Source organism: Nitratireductor lacus (genome assembly GCF_056431025.1).
The window spans coordinates 1-20,015 of record NZ_JBWKMB010000028.1 but is presented as its reverse complement, the minus strand read 5'-3'; the positions used below and the strand labels follow the sequence as shown (position 1 = coordinate 20,015).

24 protein-coding genes and 1 pseudogene are annotated in these 20,015 nt (G+C 61.1%); 17 read left to right on the top strand and 8 right to left on the bottom strand.

Features of this window, described 5'->3' with window-relative positions; genetic code table 11:
• The first annotated feature begins 244 nt into the window (after window positions 1-244).
• The gene (locus AC07E3_RS19135) at window positions 245-1,363 is read left to right on the top strand and encodes an RHE_PE00001 family protein (RefSeq protein WP_478364086.1); all 1,119 of its coding nucleotides are present in this window, start codon (window positions 245-247) and stop codon (window positions 1,361-1,363) included.
• A 47-nt stretch (window positions 1,364-1,410) separates the two neighbouring features.
• Here the strand turns inward: AC07E3_RS19135 and AC07E3_RS19130 are convergent, their stop codons facing one another.
• The 6 genes from AC07E3_RS19130 to AC07E3_RS19105 form a co-directional block, all read right to left on the bottom strand.
• Entirely contained in the window at window positions 1,411-1,941 is a 531-nt protein-coding gene (locus AC07E3_RS19130) for an RES family NAD+ phosphorylase (protein WP_478364084.1), read from the bottom strand.
• 71 nt (window positions 1,942-2,012) lie between these two features.
• Window positions 2,013-2,729: an antitoxin Xre/MbcA/ParS-like domain-containing protein gene (locus AC07E3_RS19125; protein WP_478364082.1), complete on the bottom strand. Its 717-nt coding sequence runs from the start codon at window positions 2,727-2,729 to the stop codon at window positions 2,013-2,015.
• 353 nt (window positions 2,730-3,082) lie between these two features.
• Entirely contained in the window at window positions 3,083-4,174 is a 1,092-nt protein-coding gene (locus tag AC07E3_RS19120) for a beta family protein (RefSeq protein WP_478364080.1), read from the bottom strand.
• On the bottom strand, window positions 4,143-5,321 hold the full coding sequence (locus AC07E3_RS19115; RefSeq protein WP_478364078.1) for an ImmA/IrrE family metallo-endopeptidase: 1,179 nt from the start codon (window positions 5,319-5,321) through the stop codon (window positions 4,143-4,145). The genes AC07E3_RS19120 and AC07E3_RS19115 overlap by 32 nt, the downstream gene beginning before the upstream one ends.
• A gap of 653 nt (window positions 5,322-5,974) precedes the next feature.
• Window positions 5,975-6,439 carry a type II CBASS E2 protein gene (locus AC07E3_RS19110; protein ID WP_478364076.1) on the bottom strand — a complete coding sequence of 155 codons (465 nt, stop codon included), beginning with the start codon at window positions 6,437-6,439 and terminating at the stop codon, window positions 5,975-5,977.
• Window positions 6,440-6,709, bottom strand: a complete 270-nt coding sequence (locus AC07E3_RS19105; RefSeq protein WP_478364075.1) for a hypothetical protein — start codon at window positions 6,707-6,709, stop codon at window positions 6,440-6,442.
• Window positions 6,710-7,500: 791 nt separating this feature from the next.
• Between AC07E3_RS19105 and AC07E3_RS19100 the strand changes: the two genes are divergently transcribed.
• The 10 genes from AC07E3_RS19100 (at window position 7,501) to AC07E3_RS19055 (ending at window position 14,174) form a co-directional block, all read left to right on the top strand.
• The gene (locus AC07E3_RS19100; protein WP_478364074.1) at window positions 7,501-7,839 is read left to right on the top strand and encodes a single-stranded DNA-binding protein; all 339 of its coding nucleotides are present in this window, start codon (window positions 7,501-7,503) and stop codon (window positions 7,837-7,839) included.
• A 471-nt stretch (window positions 7,840-8,310) separates the two neighbouring features.
• Window positions 8,311-8,994 carry a thermonuclease family protein gene (locus AC07E3_RS19095; protein ID WP_478364073.1) on the top strand — a complete coding sequence of 228 codons (684 nt, stop codon included), beginning with the start codon at window positions 8,311-8,313 and terminating at the stop codon, window positions 8,992-8,994.
• 10 nt (window positions 8,995-9,004) lie between these two features.
• Window positions 9,005-9,622: a hypothetical protein gene (locus AC07E3_RS19090; protein ID WP_478364072.1), complete on the top strand. Its 618-nt coding sequence runs from the start codon at window positions 9,005-9,007 to the stop codon at window positions 9,620-9,622.
• A 504-nt stretch (window positions 9,623-10,126) separates the two neighbouring features.
• Window positions 10,127-10,738, top strand: a complete 612-nt coding sequence (locus AC07E3_RS19085; RefSeq protein ID WP_478364071.1) for a DUF3846 domain-containing protein — start codon at window positions 10,127-10,129, stop codon at window positions 10,736-10,738.
• Between the two features lie 13 nt (window positions 10,739-10,751).
• Window positions 10,752-11,573, top strand: a complete 822-nt coding sequence (locus AC07E3_RS19080; RefSeq protein WP_478364070.1) for a methyltransferase — start codon at window positions 10,752-10,754, stop codon at window positions 11,571-11,573.
• Window positions 11,574-11,584: 11 nt separating this feature from the next.
• Window positions 11,585-11,827: a hypothetical protein gene (locus AC07E3_RS19075; RefSeq protein WP_478364069.1), complete on the top strand. Its 243-nt coding sequence runs from the start codon at window positions 11,585-11,587 to the stop codon at window positions 11,825-11,827.
• 248 nt (window positions 11,828-12,075) lie between these two features.
• Window positions 12,076-12,222 (top strand): hypothetical protein, encoded by a 147-nt coding sequence (locus AC07E3_RS19070; RefSeq protein WP_478364068.1) that lies wholly within the window; start codon window positions 12,076-12,078, stop codon window positions 12,220-12,222.
• A complete protein-coding gene (locus AC07E3_RS19065; RefSeq protein ID WP_478364067.1) occupies window positions 12,219-12,515 on the top strand; it encodes a hypothetical protein in 297 nt (98 codons plus the stop codon). Before AC07E3_RS19070 ends, AC07E3_RS19065 begins: the two co-directional genes overlap by 4 nt.
• 11 nt (window positions 12,516-12,526) lie before the next feature.
• Complete coding sequence (locus AC07E3_RS19060; protein ID WP_478364066.1) at window positions 12,527-12,763, top strand: amino acid transporter; 237 nt, start codon at window positions 12,527-12,529, stop codon at window positions 12,761-12,763.
• 547 nt (window positions 12,764-13,310) lie between these two features.
• On the top strand, window positions 13,311-14,174 hold the full coding sequence (locus AC07E3_RS19055; protein ID WP_478364065.1) for a DUF932 domain-containing protein: 864 nt from the start codon (window positions 13,311-13,313) through the stop codon (window positions 14,172-14,174).
• Between the two features lie 127 nt (window positions 14,175-14,301).
• Here AC07E3_RS19055 and AC07E3_RS19050 read toward each other — a convergent pair whose 3' ends face one another.
• Both AC07E3_RS19050 and AC07E3_RS19045 read right to left on the bottom strand, forming a co-directional pair.
• Window positions 14,302-15,234, bottom strand: a complete 933-nt coding sequence (locus tag AC07E3_RS19050; RefSeq protein ID WP_478364063.1) for a Fic/DOC family protein — start codon at window positions 15,232-15,234, stop codon at window positions 14,302-14,304.
• Window positions 15,234-15,524 carry a hypothetical protein gene (locus AC07E3_RS19045; RefSeq protein ID WP_478364061.1) on the bottom strand — a complete coding sequence of 97 codons (291 nt, stop codon included), beginning with the start codon at window positions 15,522-15,524 and terminating at the stop codon, window positions 15,234-15,236. Before AC07E3_RS19045 ends, AC07E3_RS19050 begins: the two co-directional genes overlap by 1 nt.
• Window positions 15,525-15,833: 309 nt before the next feature.
• On the opposite strand from AC07E3_RS19045, the gene AC07E3_RS19040 reads away from it, so the two are divergent.
• The 6 genes and pseudogenes from AC07E3_RS19040 to AC07E3_RS19015 all read left to right on the top strand — a co-directional run bounded on the left by AC07E3_RS19040 (window position 15,834) and on the right by AC07E3_RS19015 (window position 19,922).
• Window positions 15,834-16,577, top strand: coding sequence for a ParA family protein (locus AC07E3_RS19040; RefSeq protein ID WP_478364059.1), 744 nt, complete (start codon window positions 15,834-15,836; stop codon window positions 16,575-16,577).
• Between the two features lie 19 nt (window positions 16,578-16,596).
• Window positions 16,597-16,758: pseudogene (locus AC07E3_RS19035) on the top strand (hypothetical protein); the annotation flags it as partial.
• A gap of 122 nt (window positions 16,759-16,880) precedes the next feature.
• Window positions 16,881-17,498 (top strand): KorB domain-containing protein, encoded by a 618-nt coding sequence (locus AC07E3_RS19030; RefSeq protein WP_478364127.1) that lies wholly within the window; start codon window positions 16,881-16,883, stop codon window positions 17,496-17,498.
• A gap of 14 nt (window positions 17,499-17,512) precedes the next feature.
• On the top strand, window positions 17,513-17,863 hold the full coding sequence (locus AC07E3_RS19025; RefSeq protein ID WP_478364057.1) for a hypothetical protein: 351 nt from the start codon (window positions 17,513-17,515) through the stop codon (window positions 17,861-17,863).
• A gap of 417 nt (window positions 17,864-18,280) precedes the next feature.
• Window positions 18,281-18,820 (top strand): plasmid mobilization protein, encoded by a 540-nt coding sequence (locus AC07E3_RS19020; RefSeq protein WP_478364055.1) that lies wholly within the window; start codon window positions 18,281-18,283, stop codon window positions 18,818-18,820.
• Window positions 18,807-19,922, top strand: a complete 1,116-nt coding sequence (locus tag AC07E3_RS19015; RefSeq protein WP_478364053.1) for a relaxase/mobilization nuclease domain-containing protein — start codon at window positions 18,807-18,809, stop codon at window positions 19,920-19,922. The genes AC07E3_RS19020 and AC07E3_RS19015 overlap by 14 nt, the downstream gene beginning before the upstream one ends.
• Window positions 19,923-20,015: the final 93 nt, after the last annotated feature.

Here is a 20,015-nt window from a genome sequence, read left to right as displayed (position 1 = left end):
ACATAGAAGATACGGATAACTGATCGTTTGTAAACGTCTGTAGAGCGCCTTTTCTTCGCCTCTATTGCGCCGAGGACGGCGGAAATCAACACTTTTCGGGCTCCTGAGGTCTCCAGGGCGCAGCCCTGTACAGTTCGGATGCTCCGTCGTTATCGACAGTGAGTTCGGCTGGTGTAAATATCCCCTGTGGGTCCAGAAAAATAGTAGATAGCTTGACCAACGCGAATCATCTAGCGTTATTTCAATGGCTTACGATATCGGCAAACTGCCTCTGGACACCCTCATAGGATCCGTTTCCCGCGCCACGGCGGCGCTCGCCCGCCTCGACGAACGCCTTGCCCGCTCAGCCGTCCGCGAGGGCTGGATCGAGCGTTCCCACTTCGCCGACGCGGCCGCGGCGCTCTGGCTGGAGGGCGAGCTCGTGCATGTGGAAGACCTTGTCCTGCACGATGCGCACATGAACATCCGCGCCCCGACGCACGAACTCACTCGGGCGCATGCGGTGTTGCGCACCCGGCGACAGATTTTTGCCCAGGAACCCGACTGGGCACTCGGACGTGACGGGCTGCGCCAGCTTGCTGGCCGCGGCGTCGCCGGCACGCCGCAAGGCGGCCGGAATGGGGAGGGGGATCGGGAATCCAGACGGCCTGACGAGGCGGAATCGGAGCCGCCCGATGGCGATCCGCTCTCGAGCGCGTTCGCTGCGCTCGACGCGGTGCTCGAGCGCTCGGCCAGGGTGCTCGACGGCGCCGCGGTGGCGCCCATCGAGAAGTCGGCACCGACGGACCGGCCGGAATTGGTTTACGATCTCGATTGGGACGAGGACGCCCGCCTGGACGAGTGGCAGGCCGTGCTGGCCGACACGGGAGACCTGCCGGTGGTCCTGCGCGCGGCAATCGGGCTCGAGGCCTGGACCGAGATTGAGGTGCTGCAGCATGCCGGGTGGCTCGGGCCACTGCTGGTCGGAGCCCTGCTGCGGCAGGATGGTCTGACCGGGCACCATCTGGCCTGCCTGCAGCTTGGCGCCATGGCAATCCCGCGCGAGCGCCGGCGGGCGCGGACCCGCACAGATCGGTTGGTTGCGCTCCTCGATGCCATCCACGAGGCCGCGTGCGCCGGCCTGAAGGAGCACGATCGCCTCATACTGGCACGTGACCGGATGGAGCGGCGTCTCAGGTCGTGCCGCGCCAACTCCAAACTGCCCGATCTCGTCGAGCTGGTGCTTGCCCGGCCGCTGGTGTCCACCGGCATAATCCAGGCACGGCTGAAAGTCTCGAAACAGGGGGCGCTCAATCTCCTCAGTGGGCTCAGCCTGCGAGAGATGACGGGGAGGGGACGCTACCGTGCTTGGGGCATCCTTTGATCGGGCGGTCTGCGACGGAATGGGTTTCGTGGCTGTTGCCGACCGGCTCAGCCTTGCGTGTGATCCTCCGAGACGAGCCGGATGTTGAGCTGCCGCAGTGCCGGCACGAGGTCCGCGTGACGCTCGAGTGCAATGGCCCGACGGGCCTTGAGCAGCCCGGCATCGACGGCCCGGTCATAGATCGCCACGCAATCGGCGCCGGTCAGGCGCGAATGGTAGAGGATACCATCGACGGCGAAGCCGTCATAGAGCGCCTGGCTGAGCCTGCGGCCTTCCTCATGCCGTTTGGCCCGCGCGGCGTCGGTGCTCACGCCAAGCTTCAGCAGACCCGTGGTCCTGACGTCAATCACCGTCAGCGGCGCGGTGGCAGAAACCTCCGAGACGGCCCACGCGCCGACCTCGGAGGCATCGAGCGTGCGGTCGGATGTGCCCTCGAAGCGGTCGCGGACGATCGTCTCGGCGATCGCCGTCGGCAGGTCGCGGGCGATGTAGAGCACCATGAACGACCGGTCGGGACTGGCAAAGCGCGACTGGCCGACGCCCATGCCGAGCGGCGTAGCGGCATACGCCCGGCGCATTGCGCGCAGGTACTGCTGCGGCTCGAACCGGATCGCCAGCTCCGCGACGGTTTCGGGATCAAGCTCCACGATCAGCCGAAATCGAACTCGGCGTCCGCGACGACGTCCTCGACACGCCCGGCCTTGAGGCGGTCGAGCGGCGTCTCACCGGTTTCGCTCACATGCTGCCGCGTGAGCCACAGCCACGCCGTGCGCGGATTGCCGATGATCGTCGTGATCCGGGCCATGCCCTCGACGGGACGTCCGTCGACGAACTGGGCTAGCGGGAAGACGTGCTTGCGTTCGCCCTTGAGCAGCCCGATCACCGCGCCGCGCTTGTGCCAGTCGTGCAGGGTCGACCGCTTGGTGCCGAACATCTTCTCGATGTCGCCCGGGCCTGCAACCGGACCGGCCCAGTCCTCAAGGCGCGTCGGTATTGCATAATCGGCGAGGCGGCGCCGGCCGGCCTCGAGGTCGAGAATCTTGCCATGCCCGGTGCCCCGGCTGACCTCCACGGGCTTGTCGACAGCGACCCGAGCGAGTGCCTTGCCGGGGCGCGCGAGCTCGGCCACCGCGGCTTCCACGGCTCTCGCCAGGGCCCGCTCATGGGCCGCGATCTGGCGCTGCTGAGCCGGGGAGAGGCGGGATGTCGCCGCCGTCAGGGCGGCAACCGCCTTGCCGGTCGCCTCGAGCGCGGATCTGGAAATCCTCGGATGGCGTCGTGACAGGACGTCTAGAATGTCCGCGACCGTCTCGCGATCGACCTTATCTGCATTGCGCGTGTTCACAGCGACCATCATGGCCTCCATCTGTTGTCCATCACCAGTTAGTGCAGATTGTCCGGTATGTCCAGATTATTGACCGCTGATTTGCTGCTGATCGAGACCAAGTGCCCCGCTCCCGACGCCCCCAAACTCGGCCAGCGGACTCGGTCTCCTGGTGCCCGGCGTCAAAGAGAACCAGTAACTCTGACCTGATCCAGTAGTTCTCGACAAGCCTTAGCAACGACGGCTGTGCGCCTTGCCAATATTAGTCGTAAGACGGTATTTTCGGGCCGCTGCAGAGCGGACATGTCAAATGGCTGAGGCGTTGTTGACCCGACCCGCGATAGCTTCTCGGTTGAGCACTAGAGAGATCGAGCGATACGCTAAAAAACGACAACCTACAGAAAATCCCCTTGTGCGGAGTACTCGCTGACGGCGTCCTCTTCGAAAGTAGTGCCAGCCATTGCTCCAAGGTCCTGTACGATTCTGACAAAGTGATGGGCCATATTCAGTTCCCGCCATCCCGTTGCATCTCCGCAGGTGTCGGTCATCCCTTTCGCGTTTTGCCAGATACGGTCGTCTGCGTAGGAGAAGCTCCTGCCACAGTATTCCTTGCTCTCTATGATCTGCTTACAGACCTCGCGCATGGTAGGTGTGAACGCCCCCGAGTCGCTCCCCCTTACAACCAGCGTATGGGCCTTGCCGGTGTAACGCAGGTGTGGCCTGGGCCGCCCTCCCCCCTTACGCTTGGAAAACACCATGCGTCCGCAATCGGCGCCGAAGTCTCCATAGGCCAGTCGATCCGGCTGGACACCTGTCTCCCTGAGGGCGGCGAGGAAGGTCGTCCATTCCGCCCTAGCGATTAGCGTGCGCTCATTTGAGCCGACCGGCAACTTCTCCGGATAGGCGGACGCCTGGTAGACGATCTTGTTCCACCTCGCCGCGCCATCGAGTTGGTCGAAGATTTCGGCGATGGCCGGCGCGAAGTCTTCCCCGAGCGGCGCGCCGGTGAAGTCCACGAACAGGACGCACTCCACTGAGCGAAGCCTTGCTTGCTCCAGGCCTTCCAGAAGAGTCGCGGGGTCGGCGTTCTCGAAGTCCATGTAGATTCCAGCCTTTACGAGTCCTTCTCGCAGGAGCTTTTGACGCGCCGGGCTGGACAGGTCCGTGATCGCAAGAACGGGAAGTAGCCGGGGATTCACCCCCGTAGCAATGCGGAATAGCATATCGAGGCCATCATCACCGAGCGCCGCGGCGGCCAGTTGCGGGTCCAGGAATGCGCGCCGATGGGGCCAGCTTTTCCCGAGACGATCGCCCATCAAATAGGCGATCTCGTCTAGTGTGGGAACGCGCCCTTTTTCGGGATCAGGCTCGGTTGGCGGGGGCACTACAAAACGCGGGCAGACATGGGCCTGGTAGCGGGATGCCAGTTTTCCGCATGCCGCGAACTCCGCAGGCTTAGCTCTGAGGGCCGGGTAGTATGGGAGCATCACTTCTTCCTTTCTGCGCATTGGCCACAAACAGGGTCCTTACGGTGTTCCTCCCAATCTTGTTTGCGAACAGGGACCAGTCACCCCGCTCTTTGCGTATCCGGCCAAAGACGATCGCCGGATGGATACCCAACTCATTGGCAAAGCGCTCGACGACCTGAGCGGACTTCGCGATGCGGGCGGTGGAGCGCCGCCAGCGCTCCTCAGGGATGAGTAGGTTGGAAGCAAAGCGGTTCGCCTCCTCCTCCTGTTCATCCACCGATGTCTCCTGGTCTGTCTGATCGTAGAAACCTACGGCAAGTCCCGTGGAGAAGTGTAATGTAACATGGGCGAGTTCGTGCATCAGGGTGAACCAAAAGTTGTCCACCGTATCCGTCCGCACGGTCATGCCAATGACTGGCCTGCCGTCCACGATGAAGGCAGCTCCGTCGATCTTCAGACCGGGAATTTGCGACTCCACCACCAGGACGATGCCGCGGCTCGCGAGCATCTCCTGTGCCCTAAGGGGGCCATCCGACTCACGGCTGAGGCGTACTAGTTCGGGCATCCAGTTCAATTCGAGCGGTTCGTGGACATCCTCGATGTACCCAAATGCTTCGCGGGCTCTTGCCGTAACTCTTGCGCGCCAAGCGTGGAGAAGGACATCCTCCGTGTGGTCCACCACATTTAACCCGGTTCTAAGGAGGCCAGGGCTTCCGAAGTCGATCCTGCTCTCCGCAATGTAGCGACGGAGCTCCGACTCAGTGAAGTCATTCGCGAACCATTTGTTATCTCGACCGTGTTTCAGAATTTTCCTGATTTCGGCCTTAGGTACCCCGTCGATCACCTTGTCCAACCCACGGAACTCCGGTTGATCCGGCATGTCCGCCCAAGGACGCACCCCAAGCAGGGCCGCTATACGGTGGTAGTTCTTCAAACTGATCTGGCCGTAACGCTCTGCCTCCCAACGCTGCACCTGCTGTTCCTTCACGCCGAGGCGCCATGCCAGGTCCTTCTGAGAGAAGCGGTTGGCGATACGCGCGACGATCAGCATCAGACCGAGGTCGTGGTTTACCAGGGCCTTGAGCGCAGTAGGTCTCTGGGTTTCCTTCGCTTCCTCATAGGCCTCAACGGCATGGGTGAGACGATCGCGTTCGGCCTTCATCATGCTAGCTACTTGCGTAATCACCTCCGGAGGTAGTCCTGCCACCACCGGCTCAAGCGCACGTTCTGAGCTCAAAGCCTCAGACAAGCGAGAAATTCGGGCGCGAGCCTCCCGTGCTTCCTTCTCGTTCAGAGTGATTCCGTTCGCTGACATGCCACCTTATACCCAACTTATTTGTTGTGTACAAGGGGACAACTAAAAAGTTGGATCGGAGGAATCGAGGAATGTCCTCCGTTTACCGCGCTCTTAACTCGGCGCGATACGATATCGATCAGAGCCTGGTTTGGTGGACCGCACCGCAGTTAAGAGCCCAGCGACGCGGCAGTTCTTAGGCCGGACTCTACGGCGTGGCTGCGCAGACAAATGCCCGCTTAGGCCCGCCGATATCTACCGGACTCCGGCACCGGTTCAGGCAAAGATTGCCTGGTCGGCTTTGCGCCCCCAGATCGACCGTAGTGATCAGCTTGCCTATATGCCAGAAGCAGACATCGTTGAGCGTGCCGCAAACCTCCTGGATCAACCGCACAGATCAGCTCTAACCGGTATGAAAGGCTCAAGCTTCGCGAACGCCCAAAGCACGACGGCGGCCGTGGGAACGCGGACACCGATTTTCGTGGAGGCATCTCTCGTGACGGTCAGCCGAACGGTCGGGTTGACTATCGCACTGCCCGCCGCACGAGGCGATTATACTGCTCAATATTATTCTCGTCGGGATGCTCGCCACCGCCTTTCCAGTCATCTGAGACCAGCCATTCCTCGAAATAGTAGAGCCAGGTTGTCGCCCACGGCACGAATGTCTGATCGATCCGCATCGTGCCCGTCCACTCGCGCGTCCCTGGAAGGGTAAGGCAAAGACGCAGCGGATCGCGATAAACGTGCGGCAGGGGCCGCCCGCCTGCTAGTTTCGGAAGTTCGGGGTCTGTGACAAACACGTCCGGCGTTTCGCCGCGCCGGAACGTAACGCGCATGGAGTATTCGCGGCTAAGGGGCGTCGGCCTGTCGCGATAATCCCAAGTCAGACCAGTTGCATGCAGCCGGCCCGTTCCCGCGCAAATCGGGTTGGCGCGCAGGAACATGTACTGCTGCGCCGGCGTCAGATCGGGGCGGCCGCGGATCAACACCTAGTCCCCGAAGAAGGTGTTCGGCTGGACCGGCGTGGCATTGGCGGCACTGGAGAGCGTGAGCCCGACCGCCGGCGCGACGTACAGCTTCTTGCTGATGCGCGCCTGGGAGACCGCTTCGGCGCGGGCATCGACCACCTTGCCGACAACAGAACGGGCGGACTTTTTCGACTCCTGCACCAATATATGGGTTGCGGGTTGAGGATCTGGTTTCCCCACGATGCGGTGATAGACACCTGGTCGCCGAGCCATGAGCTGGTGATCGCTCATCGGATCATCAGGAACGGGTGCCGTGTTTTCCGGAACGAGCCCGGGTAGGCAGTCCCTCGGTTCGGGGCGCGCTTTCCGGGATTGTCGAGGAAGCCGACGGCGTGGAGGAGCAGACGAGGGGAGGGAAGCCGCAGATGAGACTGTCGGGCCTGGCGACGAGCTTGCGCCGGAGATAGCGAAGACCGAGAGGTGCTGGCGCGCACGAGTTGGTGGGCGCGGCCGGGCAAATGCGGGCCTGGAACGGTGTGTAGCCGTCGGCGTGGGAGGGGGCCTGCACCGTCATGTGCAAGCCGGCCGCCGCGGTCGCTAAGGCGATCATTATCCAAAAGCGCGTTGCCGGTCAGATCCGCGAGCCAAGGAGGACATTTGCGCGGCATGACAGATCGTCATCGCGAGGGGCAATTGCGCCTCGACAAGACAATCCGTGCGCTGTTGAACGAGCATCATCGTTCAGTGGCGGCCGCGGTCCAAGGCGAGGTCGCAAGCACCGCTGGCGCCTCTGCCCTCAAAAGGGATCCATTCCGACCGAGGCAGGATTGGACGCCGCGATTGCTCTGAGGGGGACAATCATGTCCCTGTGCCGGCGCGATGAAATGCGTTGAATTCATCTGCGAGTTTTGCCGGGTGCTCTCCCCTATGAGCTGTTGATGAACGGGGCAAGTTGCGCCTGGTGCGGCTCAAGACGTCAATCGGAATGACGGTTTCCACACGCGGACCCTCCGCAATTCCGATTGACGTCGCCGCAACTCAGTCGCGGACACATGCCCGTCAACAGCTAATGGAGAGCACCAATGAAAAATCGCGCTGAATTCGACATCATCGGCCGCGTCGGCAAGGTCAAGCCCTTCGACAACGCCACCCGCATCTCGGTCTGTGCGAATTATCGCCGGCAAGACGCCGAAGGCCAGTGGAACGACGACCCGCACTGGAACGAAGTCGTCGTCTTCAACAAGCGCACGCGTGACTACATCAAGAACGAGATCCAGTCCGGTGACCTGGTTACCGTCCGCGGCAAGATCAAGCAATCAACCTTCTCGGATCGAGAGACCGGCGAGGACCGCTACACGGTCGATCTGATCGCCCTCGACTTCGGCCGGCTTTCCAAGAAGCAGGCGGAGAACGCTGACTAAACGAGGCGGCCGCGGCCAGCCAGGCCGCGGCCTCCATACACCGCGAGCAAAGAAGGATTACCGACGGCAATGAACCTGTTGAGCCGGACGTTTGGCGCAGTGCAGCCAGCATATCTCATCCGATCCTACTTGATCGGCATCGCATTCTTTGCCTTCTTCATCTTGATCCTATCCCAGGATCCGAGTGGAGGCGGCATTCATGCGAGCCCCCTCATCTATGCGATCCTGTGAACGCTCTGCTTTCCTTTCGCAAAGCTGGTGTGGGATGAACTGCGCAATCTCCTTCTCGGGGACAATTTCTTCCTTATGAACGCCCTGTTTCTCATGGTGCTCAAGCTCTTCATCAATGCCTTGCTATGGGCTTTTGCGGTCTTCATCGCGCCCCTGGGCATGCTCTATCTCTGGTTTCGGACCAGATCCCCGGAACAAAAGATGGAATGAATCCACGGTGTCCGTTCGTCGTGAGCATACATGACTTTCCGGTCGGCCAGCTTTCTCGTGATCGCCTTGGTCGCAGCCTTTGTGCTCTACCAGCTCAGCGGCGATGAACGCCTGCAGAACACGGCCTCAGGCATCCGACAGGCCGTCGATCATGCGCGCGCTCAAGAGGTCCTGGCCGATACGATCGCCGGCGTCCCGCGCATTCTGCGCGGGCCCGCCCGCGTCGTCGATGGTGCGACGCTCGAATTCCTCGAGCCGGCCGTCACCGTCCATCTCGCAGGAATCGACGTGTGCGATCGCGCTCAACCGGCGTACTTTCAGGCAACGCCATGGCCATGCGGCGCCGTCGCAACGGCCTGGCTCGTCTCGCAAACACTCGGACAGACCGTCGAATGCCAGATCCTCGACCGGCTCTATAACGGGGAAACCCTCGGCCGGTGTGGCGTCAACGGCGCGGACCTCGCAGCCGAAGCGATCGTCAACGGACACGCTGTCGTCTCCGACGATGCTGCGGGCGTGCCCGTCAACCGGTATCGCGTGCTGGAGGACAACGCTCGAGACGCGGGCACGGGGCTGTGGTCAAGCACCTTCACCCCGCCGGCCGAGTGGCGCAACGATCGCGCTCGCGATCGCTCGTCGGATGTTCGGCACGTTCCCGATCCGACAGAAGAACCGGACGAGGAAGGCGAAACGAAATCCCCGTTCGATCCGTGAGGAAAGGCCAGTGAAGACCGCCGACAACAGAATCTTAGTTGAAGACAACACGGATCGTGTGCGCATCACCGTCAAGTCTGGCGACATCAGCCTTGTGCGATGGCCTCTCGTCGTCTTCATCACCGCCGTCATAGCGTTGGCATGGGGCTGGCAAACGTTCCTTGCAGTTGATGGTAGCTCCGGTGCTACTCGAACTCTGATGGGTATCGGGCTCTCTATCGGGGGCCTTGTCGTCGGCCTCGGTGCCTTTGTGCAAATCCTGTCGATCCTGATTTTCTACCTGTTTCAAAGTCGGACAAGAACCGTCGAAGTGTCAGCGTCAGGTATGTCGAATGGGGGCACAGCTATTCCGATCGAGGACATCACCAGCTTGTTCATCGGCAACAAATTGGGAGAACGGATCGACCGCCAGCCGGGCGAAACCCACACCAATGCAAATGCTACGTCCAGTCTGGTCGGATTTGGTCGCCAATTCGGTATGGCGCTCGAAAGCAAGATGGCGGACAGGGCCTATTCGATCAACGTGAACTGCCGTGGGAGCGAAAAATCGATCATGAAAAGCCTCACGGCAACCCAGGCCGAATATCTCATAGGTGAGATCAAGAAGGCCATTTCAAGATTTGAATAGAGATCCAGGGCATCCGCGGCCGGTTTCGGCCGCGGCCCGCGCTCTATCGCCGGCGGCGTGCGCCGGCGAGCGAGCCGATTGCCCGTGCCCGGGCGGGCGGCGCTACTGGCCGTCCCGTCTCCTGCGGAGCCAGCCCGGCCGCGAGCTCGCCAGCACCCGCGCCCGGATCGTCTCGGCCCATGCGGGTGACGATCACGGAAGCATGACAATGCGGCCCGAAAGGCGGGCCTGGTCGGATCCTTTGCAGGGTGAAAGAGGGCGCTGCCCTCTCTCCCCCCAAAAGGGCCGCCTTGACCCTGCCCTGCAGCAAGTCGGTCGCACCCTTTCGGGTGCAACCGCGTTGCGCAGTTCAGGGCCGCTCGCGCCCTGGCGCGCGCTCTGCGCCGGCCCTTTTCCCCCCTCTCACCCGGTCTCATTGGCGACGGCCTAGCCGGCAGGAGCGGGGCTCCTGCCCCTTCGGGACAGGAAAGCCGCTTCGCGGGAAAGGAAAGGAGACCGAGCACCATGCTTTGCAAATGCCAGAATTGCGACTGGACGGGACCGGACAGTGAGGCCGAGCCGATACATGACATCTGGTCGCGTGTCGCGGTCGGTGAGCCTATGCCGGCAGGCGATTGCCCGGAATGCGGTGCATTTGTGCACCCTGTAGACGAAGCGGACACATCCGGCCAGCCTGAGGCGATCACCGCCTACATGTTCGATCCGGGGACGCAGGCCTTGCGGCTCGTCAAGCTCGACGCACGCGATCCCGTGCGCGACATCAACAAACTCCTCGGATGCATCTTCACCGAACGTGTGCCGGTAGATGACAAGCATGTCATCTACATTGACGACAACGGCATGACCGACGGCCTGCCCGGTTTCTCCATCCTGGACAAGTGGCCGAACCCGCTTGCCGGTCGCCTCGTCGTCGTGGGGATCGGGGAGAGCGGCCATATAGCTACCCCCACGATCAGCATGCGCGACATGGCCGAAAAGCTGACCGCCGTGCGCCCTGCCCTCGATCCGCTGTTCGAGACTTTCACCGCTCGAAGCGAGTCCGCATTCATCGCCGGAACGCGCGTCGGCAATTTTGCCGTGCGGCTCGTCACGTCAAAGCCCGAAGTGGCATCCTAAGGAGGGCCGAGCCGTGGCGAAGCTGACCAAAGCACAGCGCAAGGCGCATGCGGAGGCCGAGGCGATCCTGACCAAGGATCGCCTCACCGAGGACGAGAAGGATTTCGTGTTCCAGAACTGGCACGAAGGCGCGACCCACGTGAACGGCGCAGCAGGAGCTTTCTTCACTCCATGGGGACTCGCGGCCGATTTCGAACTAGACGCGCGCGGCGGCCGCGTCATCGATCTATGCGCGGGCATCGGTGTTCTGTCGTTTTTCATCCATCACAGAAGCCGATGGGGCGAGCGTCTGGCCGATATCACCTGCATAGAGGTCAATCCCCGATATGTAGAGGTGGGGCGCAAATTGCTCCCGGAGGCGCGATGGATTTGCGCGGACGTGTTCGACTGGCGCGAGCTTGATCTTGGCCGGTACGATTGCGCCATTTCCAACCCACCTTTCGGACGCGTCAAGCGTCGAGGCAACGGCCCGCGTTACCGTGGTCCGGAGTTCGAGCTACACGTCATCGACATTGCTGCCGAGCTGGCCGACTACGGCGCATTCATCGTGCCACAGCAGTCCGCCAGCTTTCGCTATTCCGGAACACAAGTCTATGAGCGGATGAAAGTCGGTCGAGGCGTGGAGTTCGAGCGCCAGACCGGGCATGCCATGGAATCCGGTGCAGGCGTGGACACGGCTTTCTATCGCGACGAATGGAAGGACGCCGCCCCCCTTTGCGAAATCGTGTGCGTCGAGTTCGAAGAAGCGCGGCAGCGCAAAGCCGCCGAGCGCCAACGGCTCGCCGCCCGCCCTGCCCCGGCCATGGCGGAAGCCGAGCAACTGGCGCTTTTGTGATGGGGGAAACAATGTCCACGAGAAAGACAATCGAGGTTTACGACACGCCTTCCGGCATGGGCGGGAGCTTCACGGTCTCAATCGTGCAGGAGCTCAACGGCGAAGCCGTCGAGGTTCGCGTTTGGTACGGTCGCGCGACCGTTCACGGTTGGAAAGCATGGCCGGAGTGGGACGGATACACCTTCCGCACGACGCGCGACCGGTTTGCGAACCGGCGCACCATGAAGCTTTTCAAGACGGGGGCAGGATCATGAGCAAAATAGGTCATAACGGCGGGCCACCCCTCGAACCAAGTCGGCCGCCTGTCACAGTCGCTTGCCGCAACTGCAAACATTGGAAGCGGCCTGCCGAATCCTGGGAACGCGATTATCGAATGTACCAGATCAGGCGGATCGGTCGACGCGTCAAAAGACCGACCGGCACTTGCGACCGAGCCTTGATCGGCGGAAGGCGGGCATTCACGGCGACACACGCGGCATTCTGGTGCGGGAACATCGAAGCTATGCCGGAGCCGCCCCGCACGGCTGGCGGCGGTGTCGTGACGATCTGGGGCAAGGGGGACCGTATCATCTGGCAAGGGCCGGCCGACGAAGCGCCGGCCGAGCAACTGGACCTGTTGAACGATTTCAATCTTGGAGGCACGGAATGATCGTCTACAACGTCAAACGGCAGTGGTTTCCGATGAAGGCGGACGCCGAGACATACCGGAAAAGGGAAGGACTCCCGCCCGAAGCGACCATGAAAATCGATGTCAGAGACCGCGACCAGCTTGCCGCCTTGCTCAACGGGCTATGCGAGCCAACAGCCAAGGGTGAAACGCCGGCGAACTTCCCTGCCCCCGAAAAGGTCATGGACGATGCCTATGTCATCCCCGATAAGGACATTCCGCGGTTCCTTCGCGAGAGCTGGGCGCGGATGCTGGGCGAAAAGACCCCCGACTAGGAGGGCGAGTCGTGTCGAATTCGCGCAATGAAAAGATCAAGTTGGAGGCCAATTATCTCAATGGCCTCGCTATCGCCGTCTTGGCAATCGGTGGGATCGCTCCCCTGGCATCGGTGTTCTATGGCACGGCCGCACCAAGCAGTCCCCTGGTGGTCTTCTACGGCGTCGCCATTTGTCTTCTTTGCAGCTTCGCCTTACATTGGATGGCGAAGCGGACCTTAGGAGGTCTCGACAATGACGATACTTGAGCAAATGGCCTTGCTGACGATCTTTCCGGTCGGCGCCCTCGTGATCGGCCTTATCGTCTATTGGTCTGCAAAACGTGAGCGCGAGCAGCACCGCACACACTGACACGCGGCCGCATCGACCGGCCGCCTTCCAGTTGAGGGGAGCCCCCTTGCGGCCCCTCCCCTCAAACTCCCCTTCCCGTAATCGTGAATAACGGCGTTCTCGGCCTGGCAGGCCCGGCGCAGTCGTAGCAACGCGTGCACTGTCGTAATGGCGGCCAGCTCGCCGGCGAGCTGTCATCGATCCTTTGCAGGGTGAAAGAGGACGCTGCCCTCTCTCCCCCCAAAAGGGCCGCCTTGACCCTGCCCTGCAGCAAGTCGGTCGCACCCTTGCGGGTGCAACCGCGTTGCGCAGTTCAGGGCCGCGCGCGCCCCGGCGCGCGCTCTGCGCCGACCCTTTTCCCCCCTCTCACCCGGTCTCATTGGCGACGGCCTAGCCGGCAGGAGCGGGGCTCCTGCCCCTTCGGGACAGGAAAGCCGCTTCGCGGGAAAAGGAAAGGAGACCACAATGACCGTCTATGCAAACACCGCTCGCTTCGATCAGGCCCGCCCGCTCACCGAGGACGAGTTGCGTCGCCGTGCGCCATCCATTTTTGCGACGACCGCCCACGAAAGCAGGTCCGAGCGCTTCAAGCCTATCCCCACGATCGAGGTGCTGCGCGGCCTCATGCGCGAAGGCTTCATGCCGGTCGGCGCAAGGCAGGCCCGTCCAAGGGATGACAGCAAGACCGACTTCACAAAGCATCTTATCCGGCTCCGCCGTCTGGACGACGACAAGTCCTATAGCGTGGGCGATACCGTGTGCGAGATTCTGCTGAGGAACGCCAATGACGGCACGTCCGCCTATGACCTCATGGCAGGGTTGTTCCGTATCCGATGCCTCAACTCCCTTGTCGCACAGACCGGCACAATCGATAGCGTGAAGGTGCGGCACAGCGGCGATGTCGCCGGGAAGGTGATCGAAGGCACCTATCGCGTCCTGGGCGAAGCGGAAAAGACCCTCGCCGCCCCCGCCGATTGGGGCACGGTCAATCTCAATCGCGAGGAACGGCAGATATTTGCCGAAGCCGCGCACGTTGCCCGCTTTGGCGACAGCGAAGGCGAGACAATAACGCCGATCAAGCCCGAGCAGCTTCTTATCCCGCGCCGCTATGAGGACCGGGACGAGGATCTGTGGACCACGTTCAACGTGGTGCAGGAAAACGCCATCAAGGGCGGGCTGCGCGGCGTTTCCATGGACCAGAACGGCCGGCCTCGCCGTGTGTCTTCGCGGGCTGTGAAGGGCATCGATCAGGATATCAAGCTGAACAAGGCCCTTTGGGTGCTTTCCGAGAAGATGGCCGCTTTGAAAGGCATCAAGTCGGCGGCCTGATAAGACCGGTAACGCAAGGACAAGGCCGCTAAAAGCGGCCTTGTCCCCTACCTACCTCAAATCGCGGCGGGATGTTTGCTCAAGCAAACATCCCGCCTTGCTCTCGTAAGCAGAGCTTCCCCTTGGCTTATCGCTCTCTGTCTTCATAGCGATCATGGTCCTTGTGAGGGCCGTCGCGTTTGGGGCCGTCCGTCAGGCGATTGAGCTCGGCGGTGTCAATGACGCGAGGTGTCGGAAGTTCTAGCCCCTTATCCACCATATCAGCGATCTTCTCGCGGGCTACTGCAAGTCCGCGCTCGACCGCCTGTGGATCGTCCGGGAATTGCTGCCGTAGCTTCTTTTCGACATAGACTTCCAGAGCAGCTGTATTCGACGGTCGATCTGGATCGTCTTCATCGCCCCTCGCCCGCCCTTGCCTGTCGGACCTATCGGAGGGTTCCTTTTCGCGGGCGAACTCCCGTTGCCTGGCATCCCTAAGAATCCGCGTCAGATATTGCGTCTGTCCGAATGAGCCAACGACGAGCGAATGGCGCGCATACTCCGCATTGTCGCGAAGAAGGCCGCGATCCAAGGCAAATCCCCTGGTTTCCGCGAACTGGTGCATGAACATCATCGTGGTTCGCGTGTTTCCCTCACGGAACGGATGGACCTTCCAGATTTCGATGATGCGCGCTGCGAAGGCGTCCATGTCCTCAGGCCGAGACATGTCCCTAAGACCGGACCAGTCGGCGGTGTTCAACTCATTCAGGTGATGCTCGCCCTGAATTCGAACAAGGTGGAACGGCGCATAATCGACGCTGGCACCGTCCAGCTTTTCCTCCGCCTTCACAATGTTGATGGTGCGTGTCTCGCCGGCGAAGGGATAGACCGGCCCAAAAATGCGCCGGTGAATCTCGCTAAGATGTGCGAAATCGAAGTTGCCCCTAACAGGATCATCATGGAGACCCTGAAGCGTTTTCAGGGTCTCACGATGCTCTTTGCTGGTGAGCTTTTCCTGGTCTCGAATATTGAAATGATTGATGAGGACAGTCGTGCCCGGATAAAGGTACGGGTCTCTCATCAAGCAGCGTGGGACCGTCGTGCTTCAATGAAGGCGTCTGCGTAGCGGTCACACTCATCGCCACTCAGAAGTCCGGCCTGCTCGCAAAGCACAAGGAACTGCTCAAAGGTGGTCGGCTCGTCGCCGGACACGGCCATGGCAGACAACGCCGCCTTGTGACCGTCGGTCAGCATCGCGGCAACGAAGGGCTCAAGCGGCCTGGTGTCGAGCGAGTCTATGGCACGCTTGGCCAGCCGGATCGCCTGGGAACGATCCTTCACAGCACCTTTTTCCAGCAGGTCCGCGGTCATGGTCTCAGACTCCATTAACTGAGCTGAATTTCTAGCATAATTCGGGTTTCGTCGCCAGTGCCGGCCTCCGTTTGCTCAAGCAAACAAATTCCCGGCGCTCCCTGCCACATTTGGACATCTCATCTCATAGCAAATTGTCATTCCCAAAGGTAGTAAGAAGCGAACTTTCGATGTGAATCCAGAATCTTATCGTATATATGAGTCAAAAATGTCACATTCAAACTGCGCATTTAGTGGAGGTCCCGACAGAGCGGTGCGGCGCGCCGAATTTCGTGGTATCGAAGGGTGTCCACATGCAAGGAGTCGCAGATGAAAATCCTGCTCATTTCGAACCGCAAAGGCGGTGTCGGCAAGAGTACGATCGCGTGCCACGCCGCATGGCACCTTGCGGAGAAACGGCGCGTTTTGGTCGTCGAGCTCGATACGCAGCGCAATGCGTCGAGCACGCTGAAAAAGCACAGGATTGATACCACCACGTCACAGCTCTTGAACGGCAAGACGGACATCCCGAAGCTTGAGACGACCGGGATTTCCGTCATCGAGGCCGATGACGCACTTAAATCCCTAGAGATCAAGCCGAACCAGCATATCGCGTCGCTCAAGGCCAACGCCGAGCGTGCGGCCGAGAACTACGAGGTCGTGATTTTCGACGCCGCGCCTTCGGCCGATGCACTCAACATCGGGCCAATGCTGTTCGCAACCCATGTGCTCGCGCCCATCACGCTCACGCGCTACAGCCTGCAAGGCATCGAATCGCTGTTGCAGTCGATCGTCGGCATGCAGCAACAATATAACAAGGACCTCGTATTCCTTGGCATGTTGCCGAACCAGTACATCGCCAACAGCCCGAACCAGCGGGAAGCACTGAAAGACCTTTTCGAGCGCGTCGGGGACAAGTTCATGTTCAATGCCGTGATTTCTCAGCGGCAGGCGTACGAGCACACTGCCAGCACCATGGAACCGGCCTGGAAAGACACCAAGACGGCCGCACGCGTTGCAGGGAAGGAAATGCGCAGGGTCATGCAGCAGCTCGAAGACCGCATGTTCGCTTGAGACCGGAGAGGATCATCCCATGACTACATTCGAAGGCATCGACTTTTCCGGGTTTGCGCAGGTCGGCAAGAACCAGGAAGCGAAAGACGCGCCAACCGGGGGTCAGGTTGAAATCGCCCTGGATCAGATCATCGAAGATCCCGATCAGCCGCGTCGCAGCTTCGACAAGGCCACCATCGAGGAAATGGCGGCTTCCATCAAGAAGCACGGCATTTTGCAGCCGATAATCGTGCTGCACGCCTGGCGAAGCTTGATCGGGTTCCCGTCGTTATCCGCGTGGAGCCCACGGACAGTTACGACCAGATGGTTGAGAATATTCAGCGGGAAAACCTTCTCCACGCTGATATCGCGCATTTCATCGAGTCGGAACTTGCCAAGGGCACCAAGGCCGCAACGATCGCATCTTCGCTCGGCAAGCCTCGTTCCTGGGTATCGCTCTATAGCGGATTCTCAAAGATGCACGAGGCCATTCGTGAACGTGTCGAGGACTTCGGCATTCGAGCGGCCTATGAGTTGCAGAAGGCCATGGAGATCGACGAGAGCGCGACGCTGGCCTTCATGGAGGTCAACGAGTCGATAACACAGCGTGATGCGATCGCCTTCGCGAAAGGACTGCGCTCGCCGTCGCAACCTGGCTCGACGGGACCGGACGACGCGGATGAAGAAAGTCGAGAGCGCCTGCGCGCGGGCTTGTCCGATGCCGGCGGCGACACGGCCGACAGCGGATCGACCAAGCGGAGGACGGCCCCAGCCGCAGTTGCGATCTTCGTGCAAGTGTCGGATCGTATCGGCCGCTTGCTGACGGATCGCGTTTCGGAGAAAGGAAGCCAGTACGGCGTGGTTTCATTCGAAAACGGAGCTGATATTCAGGAGATCAGCTTGAAAAAGATGAAGCTGACGGAGATCATGAGTCCCGAGTAGGGAAGGGCAGTGCCATGAAGGATCGAATTCTTGACTACATCATTGGCGTGGCCGGCATGGTGTTTTTCACCGTGCTCTATGGCCTTCGCTTTGCACTGTGGCTGATCCTCATGGCGCTTCGCTATCCGGTTCAGTGGGTCTTTGGTGGACTGACGATCGGCGGACTTCTGTTCATGACGGTCATACCGGCACTCGCCTATTTCGGCGGCTACGCGGCCGGGGAAGGGAAGGGGCCGGGCTTTTACCTGTTCTGCATCGGGTTTGGTCTGGCCGCTCTCGTCATCTCTCCGATCATCGTCGTCGGCTACGACGCGCTGCTGTTCAAGCTCCAGCCGGACGACCGGGACGTGATCTACTTCAATTGACGTCGGAGCCAATCACCAGGACATGAGCCCCGGAGATGTCCGGGGCTTTTTTTTTGCCTGCGGAGGTTTCGGGTCTTGGCACGTTTCCTTGGTGAACCCTCGGAGCCGCGCAAGCCCCGGCGACGACGCCGCACGAGCCCATGCGGGGGCTTTGAGCGCCAGCGTCCCTTGCATGAGGGAGGCGGTGGCGTAGGGGCTGGCGAAAGCGGCTTCACGGGTGAACCCTTGGTGAGCGCTCGGGTGGGGTGGCAGGGGAGGGCGAAGCCTTCCCCTCAATGCTAAGGCGCAGCCTGAGGCCGAGCGAAGCGAGGACCGCTGCAACATGTGTGTTTGCTCAAGCAAAGTTTTTGGATTATACATTTCTATGGCAGGATAGCTGAAGCGACTGAGTTTTGCCAAACATCGATTGAAAGAGCCTTGAAACACATCAGCACTCACGTAGACGAGGACCTGGCCGAGCGCTTTGCAGCTCTGGCTCAGGCGCATGGCGGCAAGTCCGCCTTGCTGCGTCGACTGATATCGCTGGCGGTAGACGGGCAGGGCGATCAACATTCGCCCGCGTTGCCGGATCCTGCCGGTCCCGCCGTTCACCTGTCGGTGCGCTTGTCCGCCAATGAGGTGGCAGAGGTTCGACGCGCGGCGAAGGCGCGGGGCATGAAGCCTGCACAATGGCTTCGGTCAGTGGTTCGGGTGAGACTCGGCGCCGGCACTCAATACAGTGCGAACGAGTTGCACCAGTTGCGCGCGCTGACGAACCAGGTCCGCAAGATCGGCGTGAACCTCAATCAGATCGTTCGCGCGGCCAATGAAGCGCGCCTCGAGCACGCTCCCTTTGCGGTCGATACGAAGGTCCTGGAATCCGCCCGGTCCGAGGTCGAGCGAACGCTGACAGATTTGCACTTGATGGCGCGGGGCAATGTGCGCGCCTGGGAAGGAGATGCCGATGGCGCGGAATGATCCGAAGGTTCGGATGCTCTACGAGGATTTCTATCGCGAGTTGGGCGTCGATGCTGCCTGGCTTCGGCCGTCCCGCATGCGCGTTTTCGAAGATCCGACGATGCCGCGCAGCTCGTCGCGGCCGCCGAAAAATCCTGTGCTGTCGAAAGCGGCAAAGGCAAAGCTCGCGCGCGTGACGGGGAAGGCGCCGGAGGTGTTGGTGAAGGTGTCAGGCCGGACGCGTGACAGCGGGCACCTCAAGGCGCACATGGAGTACATCACGCGCAACGGAAAGGTCGAGGCCGAAACCGATTACGGTCGTATGAAAGGCAAGGAGGCGGTGAACGACCTGCATTCCGATTGGAGTGATGACGAAATCATCTACAAGGGACAGCACAACGTTCGACGGGCGCCGCTGTCGGTCAATCTCGTGCTATCCATGCCGCCGGGCGTGGATCGTGAGGCGTTCCGGAATGCGGTGCGCGACTTTGTGGAAGCGGAAATACGGCCGCGGGCCGATGTCATGGTGGCCTTCCACGACGATACGAAACATCCGCATGCCCATGTGACAGTGCGCGGCCGGCAACACAACGGACGGACGTTCAATCCCGGCAAGCCGGTTCTTGAACAGTATCGCGATCGCTTTGCGTCTGCGTTGAGGGCGCGCGGGATCGAGGCGGAGGCGACGCCGCGGTTTTCTCGCGGTCGTACGATGAAGGCCGATCGGCAACAGATGCGCCACATGCGCGCGCGAGGGCTTGTGCCTCGCAACGATCAACGCGCGATCAGCGACGTTTATAACGAGCGCCAGAACGCACGTGGTGGCGGCACAGGCGGCCGTGAGCGCCGTCAGGGTAAGGGGAGGGCGCATCGTCCCTGGGAGACGGCCGCAAGAAGCCGCCAGGAGGGCGTGAGAGCCGTTTATGCGGCGGCGGCGAAGGATCTTGCTCGGAGCGGGAACACGGCCGATCAGCAGCTGGCGCGTCAAGTGGAGCAATTCATGCGCTCCATGCCGGAGCCGGTTTTCAAGCGCGACCTATACCGGCAGGCGCTTGAAAAGCAGATCGCGGATCGCGAGAAGCGCAGAGAGAGCGATAAGAAGCGCGACGGGCCTGAACGCTAGTACTACAGTTGCAGATGGCCTCTTTTCTTGTAGTGAGCGATCATGGCCTGGGCTTGATGCCGTCGTCGCCAAAGCGACCAGGCGAAAATGAAG